This is a genomic window from Nonomuraea sp. NPDC049684 (genome assembly GCF_044465345.1).
GTDB lineage: Bacteria > Actinomycetota > Actinomycetes > Streptosporangiales > Streptosporangiaceae > Nonomuraea.
This window is the reverse complement of record NZ_JBITLO010000011.1, coordinates 332864-355355: the sequence shown is the minus strand read 5'-3', so window position 1 is coordinate 355355 and position 22492 is coordinate 332864. Positions and strand designations below refer to the sequence as shown.

The 22492-nt window shown below is 70.5% G+C and carries 22 protein-coding genes; 9 read left to right on the top strand and 13 right to left on the bottom strand.

Going from position 1 to position 22492, the window contains the following annotated elements:
- The first annotated feature begins 105 nt into the window (after positions 1-105).
- Positions 106-705 (top strand): NUDIX domain-containing protein, encoded by a 600-nt coding sequence (locus ACIBST_RS32060; protein WP_397177101.1) that lies wholly within the window; start codon positions 106-108, stop codon positions 703-705.
- 10 nt (positions 706-715) lie between these two features.
- On the opposite strand, the gene ACIBST_RS32055 is transcribed toward ACIBST_RS32060, so the two are convergent.
- The 9 genes from ACIBST_RS32055 to ACIBST_RS32015 form a co-directional block, all read right to left on the bottom strand.
- Positions 716-3568 (bottom strand): CDP-glycerol glycerophosphotransferase family protein, encoded by a 2853-nt coding sequence (locus ACIBST_RS32055; RefSeq protein ID WP_397177099.1) that lies wholly within the window; start codon positions 3566-3568, stop codon positions 716-718.
- A 101-nt stretch (positions 3569-3669) separates the two neighbouring features.
- A complete protein-coding gene (locus tag ACIBST_RS32050; RefSeq protein WP_352319290.1) occupies positions 3670-3984 on the bottom strand; it encodes an MGMT family protein in 315 nt (104 codons plus the stop codon).
- On the bottom strand, positions 3972-4331 hold the full coding sequence (locus tag ACIBST_RS32045) for a hypothetical protein (RefSeq protein ID WP_357987375.1): 360 nt from the start codon (positions 4329-4331) through the stop codon (positions 3972-3974). Before ACIBST_RS32045 ends, ACIBST_RS32050 begins: the two co-directional genes overlap by 13 nt.
- Before the next feature lie 56 nt (positions 4332-4387).
- Positions 4388-5557 carry a S8 family serine peptidase gene (locus tag ACIBST_RS32040; protein WP_397177097.1) on the bottom strand — a complete coding sequence of 390 codons (1170 nt, stop codon included), beginning with the start codon at positions 5555-5557 and terminating at the stop codon, positions 4388-4390.
- A complete protein-coding gene (locus ACIBST_RS32035) occupies positions 5533-6333 on the bottom strand; it encodes a hypothetical protein (RefSeq protein WP_397177096.1) in 801 nt (266 codons plus the stop codon). The genes ACIBST_RS32040 and ACIBST_RS32035 overlap by 25 nt, the downstream gene beginning before the upstream one ends.
- 158 nt (positions 6334-6491) lie before the next feature.
- On the bottom strand, positions 6492-7721 hold the full coding sequence (locus tag ACIBST_RS32030; RefSeq protein ID WP_397177094.1) for a S8 family serine peptidase: 1230 nt from the start codon (positions 7719-7721) through the stop codon (positions 6492-6494).
- Complete coding sequence (locus ACIBST_RS32025) at positions 7715-8437, bottom strand: hypothetical protein (protein ID WP_397177092.1); 723 nt, start codon at positions 8435-8437, stop codon at positions 7715-7717. Before ACIBST_RS32025 ends, ACIBST_RS32030 begins: the two co-directional genes overlap by 7 nt.
- Before the next feature lie 46 nt (positions 8438-8483).
- Positions 8484-9665: an adenylyltransferase/sulfurtransferase MoeZ gene (moeZ, locus tag ACIBST_RS32020; protein WP_397177091.1), complete on the bottom strand. Its 1182-nt coding sequence runs from the start codon at positions 9663-9665 to the stop codon at positions 8484-8486.
- A 43-nt stretch (positions 9666-9708) separates the two neighbouring features.
- A complete protein-coding gene (locus tag ACIBST_RS32015; protein ID WP_397177089.1) occupies positions 9709-10614 on the bottom strand; it encodes an alpha/beta fold hydrolase in 906 nt (301 codons plus the stop codon).
- A gap of 776 nt (positions 10615-11390) precedes the next feature.
- Here ACIBST_RS32015 and ACIBST_RS32010 point away from each other — a divergent pair.
- Both ACIBST_RS32010 and ACIBST_RS32005 read left to right on the top strand, forming a co-directional pair.
- On the top strand, positions 11391-11780 hold the full coding sequence (locus ACIBST_RS32010; protein WP_397177087.1) for a hypothetical protein: 390 nt from the start codon (positions 11391-11393) through the stop codon (positions 11778-11780).
- Positions 11781-12242: 462 nt separating this feature from the next.
- Positions 12243-12659, top strand: a complete 417-nt coding sequence (locus ACIBST_RS32005; protein ID WP_397177085.1) for a hypothetical protein — start codon at positions 12243-12245, stop codon at positions 12657-12659.
- 340 nt (positions 12660-12999) lie between these two features.
- Here ACIBST_RS32005 and ACIBST_RS32000 read toward each other — a convergent pair whose 3' ends face one another.
- From ACIBST_RS32000 to ACIBST_RS31990, 3 genes are all read right to left on the bottom strand, one after another.
- Positions 13000-13320 (bottom strand): hypothetical protein, encoded by a 321-nt coding sequence (locus tag ACIBST_RS32000; protein ID WP_397177084.1) that lies wholly within the window; start codon positions 13318-13320, stop codon positions 13000-13002.
- Positions 13321-13686: 366 nt separating this feature from the next.
- On the bottom strand, positions 13687-14058 hold the full coding sequence (locus tag ACIBST_RS31995) for a hypothetical protein (RefSeq protein ID WP_397177082.1): 372 nt from the start codon (positions 14056-14058) through the stop codon (positions 13687-13689).
- 996 nt (positions 14059-15054) lie between these two features.
- The gene (locus tag ACIBST_RS31990; RefSeq protein ID WP_397177080.1) at positions 15055-15954 is read right to left on the bottom strand and encodes a Ku protein; all 900 of its coding nucleotides are present in this window, start codon (positions 15952-15954) and stop codon (positions 15055-15057) included.
- An 81-nt stretch (positions 15955-16035) separates the two neighbouring features.
- On the opposite strand from ACIBST_RS31990, the gene ligD (ACIBST_RS31985) reads away from it, so the two are divergent.
- The 5 genes from ligD (ACIBST_RS31985) (at position 16036) to ACIBST_RS31965 (ending at position 19090) form a co-directional block, all read left to right on the top strand.
- The gene (gene ligD, locus ACIBST_RS31985; protein ID WP_397177079.1) at positions 16036-16917 is read left to right on the top strand and encodes a non-homologous end-joining DNA ligase; all 882 of its coding nucleotides are present in this window, start codon (positions 16036-16038) and stop codon (positions 16915-16917) included.
- Entirely contained in the window at positions 16914-17789 is an 876-nt protein-coding gene (gene ligD, locus ACIBST_RS31980; RefSeq protein ID WP_397177077.1) for a non-homologous end-joining DNA ligase, read from the top strand. Before ligD (ACIBST_RS31985) ends, ligD (ACIBST_RS31980) begins: the two co-directional genes overlap by 4 nt.
- A gap of 43 nt (positions 17790-17832) precedes the next feature.
- Positions 17833-18039, top strand: coding sequence for a hypothetical protein (locus ACIBST_RS31975; protein ID WP_397177075.1), 207 nt, complete (start codon positions 17833-17835; stop codon positions 18037-18039).
- Between the two features lie 108 nt (positions 18040-18147).
- Positions 18148-18768 (top strand): TetR/AcrR family transcriptional regulator, encoded by a 621-nt coding sequence (locus tag ACIBST_RS31970; protein ID WP_352319259.1) that lies wholly within the window; start codon positions 18148-18150, stop codon positions 18766-18768.
- 91 nt (positions 18769-18859) lie between these two features.
- Entirely contained in the window at positions 18860-19090 is a 231-nt protein-coding gene (locus ACIBST_RS31965; protein WP_397177073.1) for a DUF3107 domain-containing protein, read from the top strand.
- 498 nt (positions 19091-19588) lie between these two features.
- On the opposite strand, the gene ACIBST_RS31960 is transcribed toward ACIBST_RS31965, so the two are convergent.
- Positions 19589-20242 carry a ferritin-like fold-containing protein gene (locus ACIBST_RS31960; protein ID WP_397177072.1) on the bottom strand — a complete coding sequence of 218 codons (654 nt, stop codon included), beginning with the start codon at positions 20240-20242 and terminating at the stop codon, positions 19589-19591.
- A 350-nt stretch (positions 20243-20592) separates the two neighbouring features.
- Here ACIBST_RS31960 and ACIBST_RS31955 point away from each other — a divergent pair, with 350 nt between their 5' ends.
- Positions 20593-22449 (top strand): DEAD/DEAH box helicase, encoded by a 1857-nt coding sequence (locus ACIBST_RS31955; protein WP_397177070.1) that lies wholly within the window; start codon positions 20593-20595, stop codon positions 22447-22449.
- Positions 22450-22492 lie beyond the last annotated feature (43 nt).

Below are 22492 nucleotides of genomic sequence, written 5' to 3'. Positions count from 1 at the left end.
CGCTGCCTGGGGCGATGCGACGATCCGCACGATTGCCCCACACACGCAGCGTTGTCTCTTGTAACGTTGGGTTGATACCCGCGCCTCTGCTAGGGGGTTGGTCACATGCGCTGGCAGGTCCACTCCGAAACGTCGCTCTACGCCGACCAGTGGCTGGACATCCGCATCGCGGATGTGGAGCTGCCCGACGGGCGGCACCTCGATCACCGGCTGGTTCGCACCGCACCGGCCGCGGGCGCGGTCGTCACCGACGACAGGGACCGGGTGCTGCTGATCTGGCGTCACCGCTTCATCACCGACAGCTGGGGGTGGGAGGTCCCGCTCGGCCAGGTCGACGAGGGCGAGATGCCCATGGCCGCGGCCGCCCGCGAGGTCGAGGAGGAGACCGGCTGGCGTCCGGGGCCGCTGCGCCCGCTGATGTCGGTCCAGCCGACCAACGGCTTCACCGACAGCCTCAACCACATCTACCGTGCCGACACGGCCACCCACATCGGCCCGCCCAGCGACCCCTGGGAGGCCGAGCGCATCGAGTGGGTGCACCTGTCGGGCGTCCGGCGCCTGGTCGAGGCCGGCGAGATCGTGTGCGCCACGACCCTGTCGGCGCTGCTCTACCTGCTCGTCGAGCGCCTGCCGGCCGCGCCGCGTCCCCTCGGTTACGAGACCGGCAAGCCCTTCATGCTCTCCGACCTGCCGATCGACCTCTGAGGCCGCGCCCTCAGGAGAACAGGTGGTCGACCACGCGGGCCGTCGCCTTGCCGTCGTCCTTGGGCGCGTACGTGGCCCGGAAGGCCTCGTAGCGGTCGGCGTGCGCGGCGGCCACCTCGTCGATGGAGCGCAGCGCGTCGATCACCTCGGCCGACGTCGGCAGCACCGGGCCGGGCGCCTGCTCGGGCAGGTCGAGGTAGAGCCCCCGCTTGGAGGAGTACTTCGCCAGGTCGTAGCCGTAGAAGACGATGGGCCGGCCGGTGGCGGCGAAGTCGAACATGACCGAGGAGTAGTCGGTCACGAGGACGTCGGTGACCAGCAACAGATCCGCCATATCCGGATAAGTCGTGACGTCGTGGGCGATGTCGGGGACGGCGGGCATGGCCTGCATCGGATGGGCGCGTACCAGGATCTCGTGGTCGGCGCCCAGGGCCTCGCGGGCCTTGGCCAGGTCGAGCTTGACCATGGCGTTCTTGCGGTCGTAGTCGCGCCAGGTCGGCGCGTAGAGCACCACCCGCTTGCCCTCGGCCAGCCCCAGCCGTTCGCGGACGGCGGCGGCCCGGACCTCGCGCTCGGGCGAGTTGAGCACGTCGTTCCTGGGCAGGCCGCTCTCCAGGATCTCGCCCTTGTAGCCGAAGGCCCGGCGCAGCACCGTGGTGGCCCACGGCGACTGCGACAGCAGCAGATCCCAGCCGCGCACCTCGGCCGCCTGCCGGTACCAGATCGGCGGACGGGGGTCGCGGGCCATGTGCGGCTGGTCGTTGCCGATGCGCTTGGCCGGGGTGCCGTGCCAGGTCTGCAGCACGACCTGGTCCTCGCGGGCGCGGAACCAGGCGGGCAGGAACGAGTTGGTGACGATGTGGCTGGAGCGGGCCAGCGCGGCGTGGTGCTCGCGGCTGCCCGCCCGCACCGCCCGCGCGCCGCCCGGCGGCACGAACGCGGCGTCCTTGACGATCCAGATGTGCTCGCGGTCGTCGCCCCTGCGCAGCCGCTCCTCGTAGATGGCGCGCACGCTGTCGGCGTAGAGCCGGCCGTCGTTGACGACGTAGACGGTCGCGTCGTGCAGCGGCTCGCTGCGCTGGGCCGGGTAGAAGACGCGGCGCAGCACGTGGGTGCCGGCCACGCCCCGCTCGTCGTTGGGACGCCCCTCCTCGACCGTGATCACCGGCACGTCGAACCGGGTGGAGATCATCCGGTACGCCCGGCTGTCGACCGTACGCGGCTCCTCGTCGAGCCCCGGCAGGGCGGCGTGGTCCATCCGGAACGGCACGATCTCGCCCGACGGGTGCCGGAAGGACATGTTCCAGGTGCCCGAGGCCAGCGGCACGGACTCGCCGAAGCGGTCCATGGACGAGGGCGTCACGCGGACGGTGAAGTCGTCGCCCGACCGGTCCATGGGCAGCGAGTACGACAGCCCCGACCGGTGGCGCAACGTCAGCACCCGGGGGCCGGGCGCGTCGGGGTAGTCGCCGCGCAGGACCAGCGTGGAGCCCTCCCAGACGGCGGAGGTGATCACCGGGCGGATGCGGTGGGCGGAGACCACGACGCGGTCGCGCCGGTCGCCGAGCACGGTGATCTCCCGGTCGCCCACCGGGGTGCGCGTCTCGACCAGGTCGGCGAGCATGACGGAGGCCGCCGGGTCGCCCTTGGGCTCGACCCACAGCCGCCGGCCGTCCTTCTCCTGGAGCAGCGCGGGCACGGCGAGCCCGATCGACACCTCGGTGCCGCCGCCGGACGGCGTGAAGTCGGCGGCGATGCGGTGGCCGCCCAGCCTGGCGTGGCCCTTGGTCACGCTGCGGCCGGGCAGGAAGACCTTGAGTTCGAGTCGTTCGTCCTGGACGGACACGCCGGTCAGCTCGGCCCTGTTGGGCTGGAGCACGACCTGCAGCGCGCGGTCGGACGTCCAGACCGGACGCACCCACCAGCCGGGCTTCAGCTTGAGGCCGGCCGGACGCTCGGGCCTGCCGATGGCCGAGCCGCGCAGCAGGCCGGTCGCCCGCGCGCCCCGGCTCCAGAAGACGATCTCGGCCCGCCACGTCGTCGCGTCGGGCACCCCCGGACGGTGGCGCAACCGCCGCCGCACGGCGTGGACCATGCCGCGCACGGCCCCGCGCCAGCGCAGCGGCCACGGGCTCAGCTCGGCGGTGAAGCCGGACCAGTCGTAGTTGCAGCCGGGCTCGCGCGCGCCGTGGGTGGCCTCGGGGGCGAGCACCCGCTTGGTGCGCATGCGGATCGGCGGCAGCCAGCGCGGCCCGCGCAACACCACGGTCGCCCAGTTGAACCTGCGGCTGCGCACCGACAGCCCCGCCAGGTAGGCGAAGCCGGTGACGCGCAGCCTGCCGTCGACCCACACGATGTCGTCGATGTGGGTCACCGGCACCATGTCGGCGCGGCGCAGCCGGTAGAGGCCGGGCGGCAGCTCGTCGCGGAAGGGCAGGTCGGCGTACCAGCTCAGGCCCTTGCGGATGCGCTTGGACGGCTCGGCCGCCGCGGTGACGACCTTGACCAGCGTCTCGCCGTCGACCAGTTCGTCGTCGGGACGGTGCTCGATCAGGTGGCAGATGACGCGGCGGGCGACGGGCAGGTCGCGCTTGACCTCCGCGGCCACGCCGGCCAGGTAGGGGCGGATCAGGGTGAGCATCTCGCGGCGCCGCGCCGGGCCGCGCTTGACCGCGAGGTCGATGCGCGACCCCAGAGGCCCGCTGAGCACCTCGGTGTCGAACGCCGCGTCGCGGCCGCCGGGCCCGACGGCACGCATGACCGCCTCAAGAGGCTCGCCACGATCGCAGAGATCCTGGACAGCCTTGAGGCGGTCGGCGAGCGTGTCGCCGCTGTGGCGCTGGGCTGTGACGCCGGTGGCCATCGTGGAGGCACCGCCTTTCGGGCCTGTCAGTGTTCAGCCCATGGTAATGGGAGTCACATGTCACAGAAGCGCCTCAACAGCGAAACCGCAGGTCAGGACCCTTACTGAAAATCGGCTGAACGCCCGTCCCAGCGCGCCCGGCTCATGTCCACCCGTTCGCCGCGCAGCGGGGTGCCCTCCTCGCGCCAGTGGGCCAGGCATCGTCGCAGGTGGTCGGGGGCGGCGCCGCTGCCGTCGGCGTGCACGACCCGCCACCACGGGACGCCGCCGCCCCAGGTGGACATCACCTTGCCGACCTGGCGGGGGCCGCCCTCGCCCAGGTACTCGGCGATGTCGCCGTAGGCCATGACCTTGCCGGGCGGGATGCGTTCGACCAGGTCGAGCACCCGCTCGGCGAAGGGGTTCAGGGGGTCCATGCGGCCGGGCCCGCGTCGATGATCTCGTCGAACTTGCCGATCTCCATCACCGTGCCGCCGGACAGGACCTCGATCACGCCGTCGCGCAGCGCGTAGACCTCGCCGTCCTCGCCCACCAGGCGGGCGCCGAGCGCGGCCGACAGCCGCAGGAGCTGGGCCACCTGCCAGTCGGAGCCGGGCTCGCCCACGACCTGGCCCTGCCAGCGCGCCACCGCGTGCCGGCCGCCGTCGTGGCCGGCCACGATCTCCTCAGATCCGCGCAGCTCGAAACCGGCCGGCGCGATGGCCTTCGCGAGCTCCGCGAAGGCGAGTGGCGACTCGCGCACCACCCGCAGCTCGTATCCCATGACGCGCGACCATAGCGGATCTTTAACGTCCACGCGGGCGAAGTACGAGCGGTTCATCACTCCTTGCGCTGATTGAGGACGATGATCGCCCCGCAGAACGTCACCAGCGCGACCAGCACACCCCCTCCGTACAGCCACAACCGCCACGGATCGGCCCCCGGACGGGTCGGCACCGGGGAGTCCTCGCCCCGGCCGAAGTGGTCCTTTCCCGGCGTGATCACGCTGCGCCGCTGACCGGTCAGGCGCTCGGCGGCGTTGAGCGCGGCCCCGGCGTCCACCACGCCGAACCCGGTGTTGTCGTCGTAGCCGGCGGCCGGACGGCCCCGCGCGCTGGAGGCCAGCGCCTGGGCCACCTGCTCGGGCGGCAGGGCGGGATAGCGCGACTTGATCAGCGCGGCCACCCCGGCCACGAGCGCGGCGGCCGAGCTGGTGCCGTCGGACAGCTCGTACCCGCTGGGCCGCTTGACCACGGGCACCTGCACGCCGGGCGCGCCGACGAGGACCGACAGGTTGTCGCTGCTGAACGTGGCCTTCCTCCCCTGCTTGTCGGTCGCGCCTACGCCGATCACGCCCGAGTAGCCGGCCGGGAAGCTCCAGAACGAGGTGCCCTTCTCCTTGGCGTAGGGCGTCTGGCCGTCGTTGCCGACGGCGGCCACCAGCACCACGCCCTTGCTCAGCGCGTACGACACCGCCTCCCGCTCGGACCTGACCGGCCCGTAGGAGCCGATCGACATGCTGACGACCTGGGCGCCGTGGTTGGCGGCGTAGCGCAGGGCGCGGGCCAGCGAGCTCTCCGGCGACTGGAGGTCCGTGGGCGGCAGCAGGTCGAACGCCGGCTCGTCGTCGGTGGCCAGGGGCAGCGACAGGATGCGCGCCCCGGGCGCGACGCCGATCAGCCCGTCGCCGGCGCCGGAACCGGCGATCAGCGCGGCCATGGCGGTGCCGTGCCGCCCCGGCTGCACCTCGCGGGCCACCGTGCCCGAGCTCATGTCGGGCCCGGTCGTGACGCGGCCCTTCAGCTCCTTGATCCCGGCGTCCACCGCGCTGTCCACGACGGCCACCGTGACGCCCTCGCCCTTGGTCACGTTCCACGCCTGCTCGACGTTGAGCGCGTCCAGCACCCATTGCTGCTGGTCCCTGATCGGGGCGGCCGTGGGCCCGAGGAGGACGAGCAGCGTGGCCGCGAGCGCCCGTACGGCGGTCAGCACACGTTCCCCTGGGTGCACGGCGGGACCTTGGGAGGATCCGCCAGGAAGTAGGCGATCTGGTTGCCGACCGACTTGGCCGCCGGCCAGAGCTCGCTGTGCAGGATCTCCTCCGGAGGGATGGCGGCCCTGGTGCGCCCGTCGGCGTACCCGGCGGTGGAGAAGACGATGTACGGCCCGGCGCCCACCCAGCCGGTGCGCTGGCGCTGCTCGGTGCCGAATCGTTCGGTCACGGTGCCGGGGAAGGCCACGGGCAGCACGCCCACCCGGTCGTCCTGGCCCAGTTGCTCGCCCGCCGACACCCTGGACTCCTCGTCCTTCAGCACGGCCACGCCGACGGTGATGACGAAGGTGGAGGTCTGGTCGACGTACGTGGCGCGCAATAGCGTGAGGCATCCGTGGCTGTCGAGGACCCCGGCGACGGAGGCGTCCACGCCCTTGCCGCAGTCGGTCTCGGGGGCGATGCCGACCCGCCTGGCGTACTGCTGGGCGCGGTCGAGGCCGAGGTACTTGACCTCCTCGGGGAAGACGCCCGTGGCCGGCCACGCCTGCCAGCGCCGGGCGATCTCCTCCTGCTTGTACTGGTTCTGCTCGGCCGGGGTCAGCGGACGCGAGCGCGTCTCGTTGAGCAGCCCGATCGTGCCCAGCAGCACCACGAGGGCCGACACGGCCACGACCGCGCCGACCAGCACGACGAAGATGCGCCGAAAGCGCACGCCCTGCTGGAGGGCCGCCAGCTCGGCGCGTTCCCTGGCCGCGGTGCGCGTCCGGGAGTTCGCCGCCGGCCAGGCGCGCACGCGGGACCGGCGGCCGGTCGACGCCCCGAGCGGGTTGCTGCGTCCCGATGTGGCCTCGCCGGCGCGCGGTAGCCCTGAGGTCGACCTACGTGCCTTCACCACCCTGGCCTCGTTCCCGCGTTCGGTCGGTGTCTATTTCGTCCCCGTTAGCAGGCGGATCATGCGTCGTGTGCGCCGTGGTCGCGCCGGACGCGCCTGACCAGGAAGAAGATGACCGCCAGCGACGCGAGCGCCCCGCCTGCGGCGCCCGCGGCCACGGCCGCGTAGATCGTCACGCGCCGGTGGTCCCTCGTGGTGACCCTGATCGGCCCGGCCGGGCCGCCCGCCAGGGGCCGGGCGGGGTCCTGGGCCTGCGGGCCGGTCGCGGTCTCGGTGTGCGTGGCCAGGCGGGCGGCCTCGGCCAGGGCCTTGCGGGCGTTGACGACGCCGAAGCCGGTGCCGGTGTCGTAGCCGCCGGGCGGGCGGTCGTCGGCGCTGTCGGCGAGCGCCTGGACGACCAGCGGCGGCGACATCCGCGGATATCTCGCCTTGATGAGGGCGGCCACCCCCGAGACGAGCGCGGTCGCCTGCGAGGTGCCCCGGCCGACCCAGTACTCGTCGCCCGGCCCCGCGCCCATGATGTCCACGCCCGGCGCGGCCACCAGCACCGAGGAGTTCCAGTTGGAGAACGTGGCCCTGCGCAGCCGCCGGTCGGTCGCCCCCACCGACACCACGCCGGGGAAGGACGCCGGGTAGGAGTAGGGCGCGAAGTCGCCGGCGGTCTTCCTGTCGCCGTCGTTGCCGGCCGCGGCCACCAGCACGACGCCCCTGGAGATGGCGTACCGGATGGCCGCCCGTTCCTCCCGGGTCGCGAGCTCCTTGGAGATCGACATGTTGACGACGTCCGCGCCCTGGTCGACGGCGTAGCGGATGCCCCTGGCGACGACGTCCTCGAAGCGCTCGGCCGAGTTGAACTCCCGGAACCCCGGCTCCTCGTCCTCCAGGATGACCCGTACCGACAGGACGCCGGCCTCGGGCGCGACGCCGATGACGCCCTTCCTTCCGCCCGGCCCGTGGCCGTGCCCGGCGATCAGGGAGGCCATGTACATGCCGTGCAGCCGCGGCGGCGCGACGCCCGGCGGGTTCGCGCCCGCGGTGAAGTCGCGGCCCACGGTCACCGAGCCGGCCAGGTCGCGGTGGGCCGGATCGACCCCGGAGTCGAGCACGGCCACCGTGACCCCCGAGCCCTTGGTGACGCGCCAGGCCGCGGGCAGGTCGAGCGTCTCGATCACGGCCCGCTGGCCGCCGCGCACGTCGTCGTCGGCGTGGGCGGGCGGGGCCGTCGGAAGTACCGCGAGCAGGACCGCGGGGGCGGCGGACAGCGCCCTCACGGCGCGGCGGCTCAGCACCGCCATCCCTCGGCCGCGCAGTCGGGCATCCGAGGGGTGCTGAGGCCGAGCAGCACGCGTTCGGACAGCTCGGCGGCGAAGGCGAAGATCGCCGGACGTGACTCGCCGGACGTGGTCGCGGGCCGCCCGTCCACCTGGCCCGCCGTGGTCAGCACGACGTACGGGCCCGCCTGGCGCACCGACCCGGCCTGCCGCATGGAGGGGGTGAACCGCTCGGCGACCGTGCCCGTGAAGCTCAGCGGCCGCAGCCCCGGCACGGGCTTGCCGTTGTCGGCGAACGCGCTCCTGGCCCGGACCGCGCGTGACTCGTCGGGCAGCGCCACCACGCCCACGGTGACGAGCACCCCGCGCAGCGCGTCGATGTAGGTGGCCCGCAGCACGCCTCTGCATCCGGCCTCGCGCAACGCCTTGACCGCCTTCGCGTCGACGGACCCGGCGCCGCAGCCGGTGTGCGGCGAGATGCCGATGCGCTCGGCCCGCTCCTGCCCGCCCTGCTCGGCCGCGTACGGCAGAGCCGCGGGGAAGACGCGCCCGGCGGGCCAGGCGCGCCAGCGTTCGGCGACCTCGCGCGTGGCGGCGGCACGCAGCTCGGCCGCGCTCGGGCCGCGGGTCAGCTCGGTGCCCGCCGCGCTCCCGGCCACCCCGGCGGCCACCGCGCAGATCAGGGTCAGCGCGGAGGACACCACCAGGGTGGGCCAGGGGCGGGCGTGGTTCACGACACCGACCTTAAGCGCCTCGGGGGGAGGTTCCCCGGAAAACGCCTCAGTAGCTGGGCAGGCTGGGGTCGACCGTCTTGACCCAGCTCAGCACCCCGCCGCCGACGTGCACCGCGTCGGCGAAGCCCGCGTTCTTGACGATCGCGAGGGCCTCGGCCGAGCGCGCGCCCGACTTGCAGTGGAGCACGATGCGCTTGTCCTGGGGCAGCTTCTCCAGGGCCGAGCCGTTGAGGAACTCGCCCTTGGGGATCAGCGTGGCGCCCGGGATGGACACGATCTCGAACTCGTTGGGCTCGCGGACGTCGACCACGTAGATGTTGTCGCCCTTGTCCATCATGGACTTGAGCTCCGCCGCGGTGATCGTGGAGCCGCTGGCGGCCTGCGCGGCCTCGTCGGAGATCGCGCCGCAGAAGGCCTCGTAGTCCTCCAGCAGCTCGGTGACCGTCGGGTTCTTGCCGCACAGCACGCACTCGGGGTCCTTGCGGACCTTGACGTCCCGGTACTTCATCTCCAGGGCGTCGTAGATCATCAGCCGGCCGACGAGCGGGTCGCCGATGCCCGTCAGCAGCTTGATGGCCTCGTTGACCTGGATCGAGCCGATCGACGCGCACAGCACGCCGAGCACGCCGCCCTCGGCGCACGAGGGCACCATGCCGGGAGGCGGGGGCTCGGGGTAGAGGCAGCGGTAGCAGGGCCCGTGCTCGGCCCAGAACACGCTGGCCTGGCCGTCGAAGCGGTAGATCGAACCCCAGACGTACGGCTTGCCGAGCAGCACGGCGGCGTCGTTCACCATGTAGCGGGTGGCGAAGTTGTCCGTGCCGTCGACGATGAGGTCGTAGCCGGAGAAGATCTCCATGACGTTCTCGGTGGTCAGGGTCGCGTTGTGGACGACGACCTCGACCAGCGGGTTGATCTCGCGGACCGACGCCGCGGCGCTCTCGGCCTTCAGCCTGCCCACGTCGGACTGGCCGTGGATGATCTGGCGCTGCAGGTTGGACTCATCGACGACGTCGAAGTCGATGATGCCGAGGGTGCCGACGCCCGCCGCGGCCAGGTACATCAGGGCGGGCGAGCCCAGGCCGCCGGCGCCCACGCACAGCACCTTGGCGTTCTTCAGCCGCTTCTGCCCGGCCATCCCGACATCGGGGATGATCAGGTGGCGCGAGTAGCGGCGCACTTCGTCTACGGTCAGCTCTGTGGCCGGCTCGACCAGCGGTGGCAACGACACGTTCTACGCTCCCGTTTCAGGGGGTCACATCTCTAGCTGAAACCTACTCGGCGAGTGGGGCATTCCCCAATCTCGTCTCACCGATCAGACGGCGCGCCTCCGCCGCCACCACGCGGGGCATCTCCATCATCGCCACGTGCCCCGCCGTCGGCAGCAGCACGAGCCTGACCTGCCGGAAAGTACGGGCCGCCTTCGCCGCCATGGCCGGGCGCACCAGGCGGTCGTGCCGGCCGTGGACGATGAGCGTCGGGGCCTCCACCTTGGCCGCCTGGCGCCACAGGTTGTCCTCGCCCCGCCGGAAGTACTCGGCCACGATGCCCCTGGCCGAGCCGATCATGGCCTCCCCCGCGTACGGGACGTCGTCGCGCCGGCGCATCTCCTCCACGGCGTCGGCCAGGCGCACCGGGTGGACGGCGTTCACGTCCGCCCAGACCATGGCGAAGGAGGCGTTGATGCGCTGCTCGGCGGGGAGCAGGCGCAGCTTGCCGGCGAACCACTCGCCCACCCTGGGCACGGCGGCGGCGGCCACGCGGACCGGGCCGTACCTGGGGAGCAGGTCGGGCAGGGCGGGCGAGACGAGCGTGAGCGAGCGGACCAGGTCGGGCCTGGCCGCGGCGACCCGCACCGCGACGGCGCCGCCCAGCGAGTTGCCGAACAGGTGGGCCGGGCCGGTGTGCTCCATCAGCCCGATCACCGCCGTGGCGTGGCCGGCCACCGTGTAGTCGCCGTCCCGCGGCGCCGGGGAGAAGCCCGCGCCGGGCAGGTCGAGGGCGTGGCCGGTGACGGTGTCCTTGAGCTCGTCCATGAGGTCGGTCCAGTTGGTGGCCGAGCCCGCCAGCCCGTGGACGAACACCGCCTGCTCGGCGGGGCCGCCGTCGGGGGTGGATCGCACGTGCACCGGGCCGATCATGCGTCCCGGCCAGTGAGGGACCGGCTCCACCGCTGTCATACGTCCTCCTTGTCGCTCTTCCACGATAACCAGCGCGCTCGGGCGGGGTCTGCATTCCGTACAGACGCCGCCTTCTCTGACCTATCAGAGCAGCACTGGACATACGGGACGCGAGGGGGGAGGTCGCGCTCCGCGCGGCGAGCACGGGGGACATGGGGGGCAGGCCCGAAATTTCCGCTCATAGATGTCTAATGGATCTCTTGGCGGCTTAAGTGCCCGGCAAAAGCTGTCTGTCCCCGTTTACCAGGTTCGATACGGGTAACCATGAGGAACGGATACAGTGCGCGACCTACCGGACACTCTTGGTTAGCGGCCGGAAAGTCGCGATCACCGGAAATCCATCGGGGAAGCGTAACGGCATTTCCCGAACGATCCCGACGACAGCATCGTCCAGCATTTCTCATGCCTGGCGCACAGGTGTGCCGGCGAGCATTTTCCGCGAGCCGTAAATACACGCATGGCCGCCGCCTTCCGGCGCGTCCAGCCATGCCGTCATTTCACGAGAAAAGCACGGCCGACACTGTCGGAACCCGATGTGATGGGCACTCCGTCATATGCACATAATCGGACATATCATGGCATTTCATTCGATAGAGCTGTAATGCAAGCAATAAGATTGCTAATGCATAGCAAAATAGGGCCACTCCTGTTTGCTGTAGCTCTGTCTCGGAAATGACATTTCACGGATGGCTCATCAGCTAGTCGTTCAAGACCTGGTTCCCGGCCTCTCGGGAACGTCGAGAACGGGGCAACCAATCCTTTAGGGGGAAAACGCAATGCCCAAGCTCAAAAGTGTTATCGCAGGTCTGGCCGTCAGCACCGCGCTGACCGGCGGCGTGGTCAGCCTGGGCGCGACGACCACCGCCAACGCCAGCACCGCCAACAACGTCACCAGCCCGACGACCCTCAGCTGGGGCGATGGGGACGGTCACGGCTGGTGGCACCGTCGTCACCACCGCTGCAACAGGAACCGCCACGGCTGGGGCGGCGGCTGGGGCGGCGGCGGCTGGGGCTGGGGCGGCGGCTGGGGTGGCGGCTGGCGCCGGCACCGCGGCGGCGGCGTCTGCGTCAAGATCTTCAACGAGAACACGAACGACAACACCGAGACGAGGACCAGCAACGAGCTGCGCGAGGACCGCCGGGCGCGCGGCGACCGCGACGACTGATCGCGCGGGGATGGTGCCCGTAATCCATGGATGGTCGCTCTTCACGGCGAAGTGAAACCGACCGGCGAGTATTGGGCTCTCAGGCAGTGACCGCACCCGGACCTTGCTGTCCTGCCTGAGAATCCATTCTCCTCTGTCACCGCGGCAATTCCCGGTGAGGGCTCCACTGGCATTATGCCGGTGGGGCCCTCACTGCGTTTCTCCCTCGAATGCGGGATCCGCCTCCCCCGCAATGCCGGACCCCCTCGACCCTGGTAGTCCGAAATGTCCGATTATGCACCATGATGCTCCATAGTGTCGGACAAGAGAGGACAATGTCCGTTTGTGGGGCATTCGGTCGGATATATCCCTGGCATGGATGCTCGCTAGCGGACATCCACGCCGCTCCGCAGAAATCCGGAAAGGCTCGGACGAAGCGGAGCGTCGAGTACGGGGCAATCAATCCTTTTAGGGGGAAACACAATGCCCAAGCTCAAAAGTGTTATCGCAGGGCTCGCCATGGGCACCGCGCTGACGGGCGGTGTGGTCAGCGCGGGCGCGGCGACCACCGTCACCGGCGCGAGCGCCGCCAGCGTCTCCGGCTCGGCCACCGCGGCCACCCTGGCCGGCTGCTTCCGGGAGGTCCGGTGCGGCTGGGGCGGCTGGGGCCGCAGCTGGGGCAACCGCTGGGGCGGCGGCTGCCACCGCCGCTGCGGCTGGGGCGGCGGCTGGGGCTGGGGCCGCGGGGGCGGCTGGGGCTGGGGCCGCGGCGGCGGCTGGGGCTGGCGGCGTAACAACGCCCCCCGGGTCCGCGTCGTCATCCACAACTCCAACCACAACAGCAACCACAACAGCACCAACGTCCAACGGCGCGACGAGCGCGACCACCACGACGACTAGGCGGCGGTCTCACCAGGGGAAGCCCGCCCAGCGAGAGCCCACCTGAGAAGTGAGACCACGCCGACGCAGAGGAGTGCCCGCATCCGGCCGACCGGCTCTCTCGACGGAGAGCGAGGATCGCCTCCCGGATGCGGGCACTCGACGTGTCCCGCGTCCTTCCCGAGCCGGCCCGCCCCCTCCGTGCCGCCGCACGGGATCGTCACCCGATGCCAAGACCGTACGGACGAAGAAGGTGAAACGAGTGAGTGCCCGCATCCCGTGCCAGGAGTTCGTTCTCGACGAGAACGAAGGTCCGGTGGGATGCGGGCACTCGGTCGCGCCCCGGGTTCAGAACCTGCGGTCAGCTCCAGTCGCGGTCGTCGTCATTGCGGACCTGCTGGCGGACGTCACGCGCGATCGCGTCGCGGTTCCGGTTCCGGTTGACGATGATGATCCGGATCCTGGGGAGCCGGTGGCGACGCCAGTTGTTGCGCCAGCCCCAGCCGCCGCCGCACCACGAACGGCGGAAGCAGCCGGACAGAGTGGTGGTGGTCGCCCCGGTGGTGACGTTCGTGGCGGCTTCGGCGCTGGTGGTCGTGGTCGCCGCGCCGAGGGCGATCACTCCGCCGCTCAGGGCCGTGCTCATGGCGAGCCCTGCGACAATACTCTTGAGCTTGGGCATTGCGTTTCCTCCTAAAGGTTTGGATGCCCCGTTTCTCGACGCTTCCGGATTCCCAGGAAACGACGTGGACGGTATGGCTTGCCATGCCTGCCATCCATGACCTTGATATATCCCCATGAATAGCCAGCAAACCGCAATTGTCCAGTTTTGCCGGTAGCCACAGATTCGCATGGCGACTCGCGCGCAAACGCAAGTGAGGGCTCCCCGGCCGATGCCGGTGAAGCCCTCACGAGAATTTCCGAAGACGCGGAGAGAATGAACCCTCCGGCGCGCCGGACCGTCATTCAGTCCCTTTTCCGAGCCCGGTACCCGGTGGTCGAATTCAGCGCGGCGCCGCCTTCATGAGGATGACGGTTCCGTCCGCCGTCAGCGCCAGTCGCGGTCGCGGTCGTGGTCGCGGTCGTGGTCGCGGACCATCGGCCGCACGGCTTCGGTGTCCGTCACCCGGTTGCGGTTGAAGTTGCGGTTGTGGATGGTGACCTTCACCTTGCCCACGCGGTTGTGGTGACGGCGCCAGCCCCAGCCGCCGCCCCAGCCGCCCCAGTTGTTGCCCCATCCCCAGCCACCGCACCGGGACCTGCGGAAGCAGCCGGCCTGGAAGCTGGTGGACGTGACGACACCGGCGCTGGTGGCGGCGTCGGCGCTGGTCGCGGTGGTCGCCGCGCCGAGCGCTACGACACCGCCGCTCATGGCCGTGCTGACGGCGAGGCCTGCGAGAATACTCTTGAGCTTGGGCATTGCGTTTCCCCCTAAAGGATTGGTTGCCCCGTTCTCAACGCTCCCCGGTTGCCAGGGAACTGCCCTTGGACGACCTGTGACGAGCCATCCGTGAAATGTCATTTCCTGGACGCGGGCATGGCAACACAGAACCGCCGCCTTTTTGCTATGCATTAACAGCCTTATTGCTTGCATTAAACATTTATTGACTGATATGCCATGATATGTCCGAATCTATCATGATCGCCGGGCGAGGGGGTCGGCCAAGGACGAGCGGCCTCGGAAACCCGAGCACGGCCCCTCGACCCGCGTCGAGTGTCGGTGATCAACCGATTTAACCGGTGGCAATTGATGCGGCTTATTGGGATTTGAAGACAATGTCCGCTTTATGGCTATTGGCCGTTATGTGAGCCAGAACGCGGACAGCCGGATCCTCGGCACACCGTGAGAGCCACACACCTTCTGTGCCGCCCTCGGGGCCGAGCAGGCGTTGCGGCTACCGCCACGCGACACTGAGCCCGGCCTGCGGCTTGTGCGCGTAGATGCATGCGCGTCCAGCCACTCCAGCACGTCGGCCGTGGGAATGCTCGTCCACCGCCATGAGCACGACCTGCTCGGCTTCCCGCTCTGTCGGGCGCGCGGTCACCACTCGCCCAGCCCCCTGGCTGTCGAGGCGCGAACCTGAAGGTGGACCCCTCACCCGATCAGCCGCCCCGCCGATTACCGCGCGCGATTACCGCGCGGCGATCGCCTCACGCCGGCGCGCCTGGCTGGTCCGCCGGGTGTCGCACGCGACCTGATCGGTCTCTTAGGCGGTCAAGGCTCGCAACGGGAGCATCCGGGCCGGGGTCGGCGGCTCGTCGCCACTCTTCAACACCGCAACGGTCACCGTCGCCGGCCCTCGCGCGCACCTCAGTGCCGCCCCAGCCTTCCGGCCAGGCGGTCTTCCCTACGTCACGGTGTGCGGGGGCGAACGTCCTGGGGGCGTCGTCGTACGGACCGACGTGGCAAAGGGGGTCAGGCGGACTTGCGGGCCTTGCGCTTCGGCGGGGCCTTCTCCTCTTCCTTGGCCTCCTCGGCCCCCTTCGCCGCCTTGGCGGACTTGCCGCCCGCCGCCTTCTTCGGTTTGGCCGGTTCCCCGGTCCGCTCCCGTTTCGCGGCCTCGACGCTGGCGCGCAGGGCGGCCATGAGGTCCACCGCCGGCCCCGCCTCTTCCTCCTCCGGCGCCGCGACGACCTCCTTGCCCGCCACCTTCGCCTCGATCACCTGCTGCAACGCCTCGCGGTAGGTGTCGTGGTACTCGCTCGGATCGAAGTCCGACTCCATGGTGGTGATCAGGGACTCGGCCATCTTGAGCTCCTGCGCCCGGACCTCGATGTCCTCCTCCAGGAACTCGAAGTCGGGGGCGCGGATCTCGTCCGGCCACAACATGGTCTCCAGGACGAACACGCCGTCCCGCACGCGCAGGGTGGCCAGCGACTCCCGCTGCCGCAGCGCCACCTTGACCACGGCCACCTGTCCCGAGCTCTCCAGGGCGTCGCGCAGCAGCACGTACGGCTTCGCGCCCTGCGCGTCGGGCTCCAGGTAGTACGACTTGGCGAAGTAAATGGGGTCGATCTGCTCAGCGGGGGTGAACTGGAGGACGTCGATCCTGCGCGACGTGCTCAGCGGCAGGTCCTCGAAGTCCTCGTCGGTGAGCACCACCATCTCGCCCGTGGCCAGTTCGTACCCTTTGGCGATGTCCGCGTACGGGACCTCCTCGCCGTCGACCGTGCACACGCGCTTGTAGCGGATCCTGCCGCCGTCGTCCCGGTGGACCTGGTGGAAGCTGACGTCTTTCTGCTCGGTCGCCGAGTAGAGCTTCACGGGGATGGTGACCAGCCCGAAGGAGATCGCACCTTTCCAGATGCTGCGCATGGGCACTCCTCAGCAGTAGCGGGCTCACCATATGGGCACATACCCGTCATGGGGCAACCAATGCCATACCCGATTGAACCAATGCTGGCCGTACCTGGGGAACTACCCTCCGATCGCGACCGGTACGGCCTGGAGGTCAAGTGGGACGGCATCCGCGCGCTCGTGCACCTCGACGGCGTCCTGAGAGTGACGGGACGGCATGGCGTGGAGTACACCCGGCGATACCCGGAAATTTCAGCGTTCGGGGTCAAGAACGCCGTGCTCGACGGCGAGGTCGTGGCGCTGGACCGGCGCGGCAGGCCCAGTTTCGTCCGGCTCCAGCACCGCATGCACCTGACCGACCCGGAACCGGCCGTGCTGGAGCTCTATCCCGTCACGTACATGCCCTTCGACCTGCTCTGCCTGGACGGCAGGCCGCTGTTCGACCTGGCCTACCGCGACCGCCGCGCGCTCCTCGACGAGCTGGACGTCGGCGCGCCCCCGTACTTCCCCGGGGACAGCGACCTGCTGGCCGCCACGCGGGAGCAGGGCCTGGAGGGCGTGGTGGCCAAGCGGCTCGACTCCCCCTACCGGCCGGGCGTGCGCTCGCCGTGGTGGATCAAGGTCAAGCACCTCAGCACCCGGGACGTCGTGATCGGCGGCTGGAAACCCGGCAAGGGCCGCAGAGCGGGCGGGATCGGCTCGCTCGTCATGGGCGTCTTCACCGGTGAAGGGCTGACGTACGTCGGCCACGTGGGAACCGGGTTCACCGACGCCATCCTGGACGACCTCCACCAGGAGCTCCAGCCTCTGGAGATCCCGCGCAGCCCGTTCACGAACGCGGTCCCGTGGAGAAATCGGTGGGTTAGGCCCGATCTCGTCGGGGAGGTGGGCTACACGATGTGGACCGACGAGCTGCGGCTGAGACATCCGGTGTGGCGCGGGCTGCGCGCCGACAAGCTCCCCGCGGAGGTGAGGCTGTGAAGAAGGTGCCGGTCAGGGTCGACGGGCGCGAGCTGACGCTGAGCAACCTGGACAAGGTGCTCTACCCGGAGATCGGCTTCACCAAGGCCGAGGTCATCGACTACTACAGCCGCGTGGCCCCCGTCCTGCTGCCGCACCTCGCCGGCCGGCCCCTGACCGTCAAGCGGTATCCCAACGGCGTCACCGGCCAGTTCTTCTTCGAGAAGAACGCGCCCGAGCACACGCCCGACTGGGTCAGGAAGGTCAACCTGCCCGCTCCCGGCAGCACCAAGAACCGCGAGAGCATCGACTTCGCCGTCATCGAGGACCTGCCGACGCTCGCCTACTACGCCAACCTCGCCGCGCTGGAGCTGCACGTGCCTCAGTGGCGCGTGGACGACGACGGCGCGGCGCTGCCGCCCGACACGCTCGTGTTCGACCTGGACCCGGGCGCGCCGGCGACGATCGTGGAGTGCTGCCGGGTGGCGCTCACGCTGCGCGAGGTGCTGAAGGGCGAGGGGCTCGACGCCAGGCCCAAGACCAGCGGCAACAAGGGCATGCAGCTCTACGCCGGCTGGGACTGCCGCGAGGAGCCCTCGGCGTACGCCAAGAGGCTGGCCCAGGTCCTGGAGAAGGAGCATCCGAAGGAGATCGTCAGCGTCATGGCCAAGAAGGCCAGGCCGGGCAAGGTGTTCATCGACTGGAGTCAGAACAATCCGGCCAAGACCACCGTGGCGCCGTACTCGCTGCGGGCCAGGGAGCGGCCGACGGTCTCGACGCCGCTGCTGTGGAAGGAGGTCGAGGACTGTGAACACCCCGATGACCTGGTGTTCACCGCGCCTGACGTACTCGCCAGAGTGGAGAAGCACGGCGACCTTTTCGGCCGGGCGTAGTCTGGACCCGTCCACACCAAGAGGGGGACCGAAGATGTCGGAAATGGACACCCGCGGGGACGAAAGTGTCTACGACGAGGAGGAGGAAGAGGAGTTGTCGCCGGAGACGCCCGAGGCCGACGCCGCCGAGCAGCATCGTGAGATCCGCGAGGAGACCGCCGGGGCGCGCCGGGAGCTTCCGCTCGACGCCGACCCCGCCGACGCGGCCGACCAGGACCGCGTCGTGGACTACGACGACGACTACCGCTGAGCACGGGCCGCCCGCCAGACCGAGCGCGTATGACGATGACCGCCGAGGTGTCGGCTGCCCGCACGTAGGATGTCGGCACAGTTCGCTGAGAGACCAATGGAGACCCGCGTGACCGCAACCCCGGACGCGAAGCCCCGGGGCACCCGGCTGCCCCGACTGGCCCGACGCCGGCAACTGCTGAGCGCCGCGCAGGAAGTGTTCGTGGAGAACGGCTACCACGCGGCCGCCATGGACGAGATCGCCGATCGGGCCGGGGTCAGCAAGCCGGTGCTCTACCAGCACTTCCCCGGCAAGCTGGAGCTCTACCTCGCGCTGCTCGACCTGCACGTCGACGACATGGTCAACCGCTGCCGCGAGGCCCTGGCCTCCACCCACGAGAACAAGCTGCGGGTGCAGGCCACGTTCAGCGCGTTCTTCGACTTCGTCTCCACGCAGGGGGAGGCGTTCCGGCTGGTCTTCGAGTCCGACCTGCGCAACGTCGCGCCCGTGCGCCAGCGGGTGGAGCGGTCCCTGCAGGAGTGCGCCGAGATGGTCAGCGCGGTCATCCAGGAGGACACCGGCTGCACCAGCGACGAGGCCCACCTGCTCGGCGTCGGCCTGGTCGGCATGGCCGAGGTGAGCGCCCGCTACTGGGTCACCGCGCAGGGCTCGATCCCCAAGGACGCGGCCGAGCAGCTCATGGCGCGGCTGGCCTGGCGTGGGATCAGCGGTTTTCCGCGTACGGCATAACCCGTTCGCTGGGCGCGATCATTCACCGCCTCCGGGCCCGCGAACGGCGACGATGGGATCGAGCGCTAACCCAGTCGACTAGGGAGCCACGATGGAAATCAAGATCGGCGTACGCTCGGTACACCGCGAACTCGTTGTCGAGACCGACCTCTCCGCCGAGCAGGTGGAAGAGGAGATCAGGAACGCGCTGTCGGTAGATCGCGGCGTCTTCGCCATCACCGACGTCAAGGGCCGGCGCGTGGTCGTGCCGGTGGCCTCGCTCGGTTTCGTCGAGATCGGTGAGGACGAAGCAAGGCCGGTCGGCTTCGGCGGCACCCTCTAACCACGCCAAGAGGCCCACGACGAGGGTACGGCCGTGATCAGCCGTACCCTCACAGCCACACCCGCCGCGCCTCACCAGCCACACGCGCCACACAGGGCTAACCAGCCGTACAGGGCTAACCAGCCGTACAGGCCGCGCACCGGCATCACGGGCCGGGCCGCACCGGCATCAGGGGTCGCATGCCTCGCCGTCGCCCGGTCGTCCGAGGCGGCAGCCCCGGACGTGAGGGCGGCGCCGCTCGGCGTGATCCCGGCTCTGGTCGCTCGTCGGGCATCCCGCGCTTCCCCTCCGCAGCACGACGCGCGAAGTCCAGCGATTCGGCCCACATCTCGTCAAGGAACTGCCGTAGCGGCGCGAGGCCCTCATGCCTGGGACGGTACATCCCCTTTCGTCCCCTCGCACCGCCAAAAGACCGGACCGGTCTCCTTCAGCACCCGGCAAGATGCGGCCGAGCCCGCGGGCCAGGCCATCCACGGTCGTCCCGCCCACCGGCCGGCGCTAGATGCCGAGGGCTGCCATCCGCTTGTTGTGCGCCTCCGTCAGCGTCGCGAAAAGGCGTGAGATGTCGGGCGTCTCGCCGCCCGCCGCCCTGGCCGACTCCACCAGCAGCAACGCCAGCTCCGGCCGTGCCGTCGCCACCTGCTGCCCCTGGCTGAGCGCCTCGCCGACGAGCCGCCGGGCCCACAGCGCCAGCCGCCCGCCCGCCGTCGGATCGGCCTCGATCCCGGCCCTGACCCGCTCGACGGCGAACTGCGAGCGCGCCTCGTCCACCAGCACCTCGTCCACCAGCTTGACGATCGACGGCTCCAGGTGCCGGGCGGCCTCCCGGTAGAAGTCGAGCGCGATCCCGTCGCCCACGTACGTCTTGACCAGGGCCTGCAGCCAGTCGGCCGGCCGGGTCTGGGCGTGCCAGGCGTCGAGGGCCGTCACGAACGGCGCCATCGCCTCCTCCGGATCGGCCCCCAGCTCGGCCAGGCGGTCGCGCAGCAGGCGGAAGTGGGCGTACTCGGCCACGGCCAGCTCGCTGAGCGCGGCGCGGTCGGCGAGCGAGGGCGCCAGGGTGGCGGCGTCCTCGGTCATCCGGGCGTAGGCGCTGAGCTCGGCGTAAGCTAGAACCCCGAGCAGGTCGACGACTCCAGGAGACTCCTTCATGGAGGCAGCGTACTTCCCGAAATATGCGGGAACATAAGCGAGCTCGGCCAGCGTTGTGGTATCGAGTACACTGCTCTGTGAAAGTGCGACCGCACTGTGTTAGTTCGGGGGATTCCCCCGATAACCCCCGATTCCCCGGGTGCGCGGTCGCTGATGACGCGAGAGGGCTGGCTCTACCGCGAGGACCCACGTAACGGGGGCTGTTTTCCGCCCGTCGGTCCCGGCAGGCCCGCCTTCATTTGAGACTGAGGCAGGCCACGCTGACGACTTTCCGAGACCTCGGAGTCACACCAGAGATCGCCGATGCCCTCGAGACCGAGGGTATCGTCACACCGTTCCCCATCCAGGAGATGGCGCTCCCGCTCGCCCTGAGCGGCCAGGACCTCATCGGCCAGGCGCGCACGGGCACGGGCAAGACCTACGCGTTCGGCATCGCGATGCTCCAGAGCATCGGCAAGCCGCGCAAGAACCGCAAGAAGCCCCGCGGGCTGGTCGTCGTGCCGACCCGCGAGCTGGCCGTCCAGGTCAGTGAGGACCTGGTCACCGCGGCCGGCAAGCTCGGCTCCCGAGTCCTGACCGTCTACGGCGGCCGGGCGTACGAGCCGCAGATCGAGGCGCTCAAGGCCGGGGTCGACGTCATCGTCGGCACCCCGGGCCGTCTGCTCGACCTGGTCAAGCAGAAGCACCTCGACCTGAGCCAGGTCACCTCCCTCGTGCTCGACGAGGCCGACCGGATGATGGACCTGGGCTTCCTGCCCGACATCGAGCGGATCTTCAAGCTGATCCCCGCGGAGCGGCAGACGATGCTGTTCTCGGCCACCATGCCGGGCGAGATCGTCACGCTGTCCCGCAAATACCTCAACCGTCCCACCCACGTGCGCGCGGAGATGGAGAGCGGCGAGGGCGAGACCACCCCGCAGGTGCGGCAGATCGTCTGGCGCGCCCACCGGATGGACAAGATCGAGATCGTCGCCCGGCTGCTCCAGGCCGAGGGCCGCGGGCTCACCATGGTCTTCTGCGAGACCAAGCGGGCCTGCGACATGGTCTCCGAACAGCTCGACACGCGTGGTTTCGCGGTCGCGGCCGTCCACGGCGACCTCGGCCAGGGCCAGCGCGAGCAGGCGCTGCGCGCCTTCCGCAACGGCAAGATCGACGTGCTGGTGGCCACCGACGTGGCGGCCCGCGGCATCGACATCGACGACGTCACCCACGTGGTCAACTACGACTGCCCCACGGACGACAAGACGTACGTGCACCGCATCGGCCGTACCGGCCGGGCCGGGCGCACGGGCATCTCGGTCACCTTCGTGGAGTGGGAGGAGCTGACCCGCTGGAAGATGATCAACCAGATGCTCGGGCTCGACTTCGCCGAGCCGGAGGAGACCTACTCCACCTCGCCGCACGTCTACACCGAGCTGAACATCCCCCCGGGCACCAAGGGCGTCCTGCCGCACGCGAGCCGTTCGCGCGCCGGGCTGTCGGCGGAGCGCATCGAGGACCTCGGTGAGACCGGCCGCACCCGCACCCGCGGCGGCAACCGCCGGCGCGAGGAGCGCGAAGAGCGCGAGCGCCCGCCGCGCGCCCAGCGCCAGCGTCGCCGCACCCGCGGCGGCAGGGAACTGGCCGAAACCGCACCCGCCGAGACGCCGGAGGTCGAGATCGTGGCCACCAAGACGGAGGAGACTCCCGCCATCTTCACGCCCGACGAGGTCCAGACGGCGGCCGCCGAGCCGAAGCGCACGCGCGTCCGCAGCAGGGGGGCCGCGTCGTCGGCCATCGAGCAGGCGCTGACCGAGGCACCGGAGACCCCGGTGAAGCGGACCCGCACCCGCAAGGCCGCCGACCAGCCCCAGGCCGCCGACCCGCGGCCGCGCGAGGAGGCCGAGGAGGCCGCCGAGGCGCCCGCGCGCAGCCGGGCGGCCGAGGCGGCTCCGGTGGAGCCGGTCCGGAGCCGGGCGGCCGAGGCCGCGCCCGAGCCGGTCGTGGCGTCCGTGCCGGAGCCGAGCTTCCTGGCCACGCCTCCGCCGCCGGTCCGCAAGGAGCCGGAGCGCATCATCCCGCCGAGCCCGTTCGCGGTGATCTTCCAGTCGCCCGACCTGGCCACGGACGACGATGACATCGCGCCGTCCGCGGCGACCGAGCGCAAGCAGCAGCGCCGCCAGTCCCGTGGCGGTGGCGGCGGCGGCAACCGCCGCCGCGCGGGCTAGCGACAACGGAACAAGGCGCGCATCCCGTTCGCGGGGTGCGCGC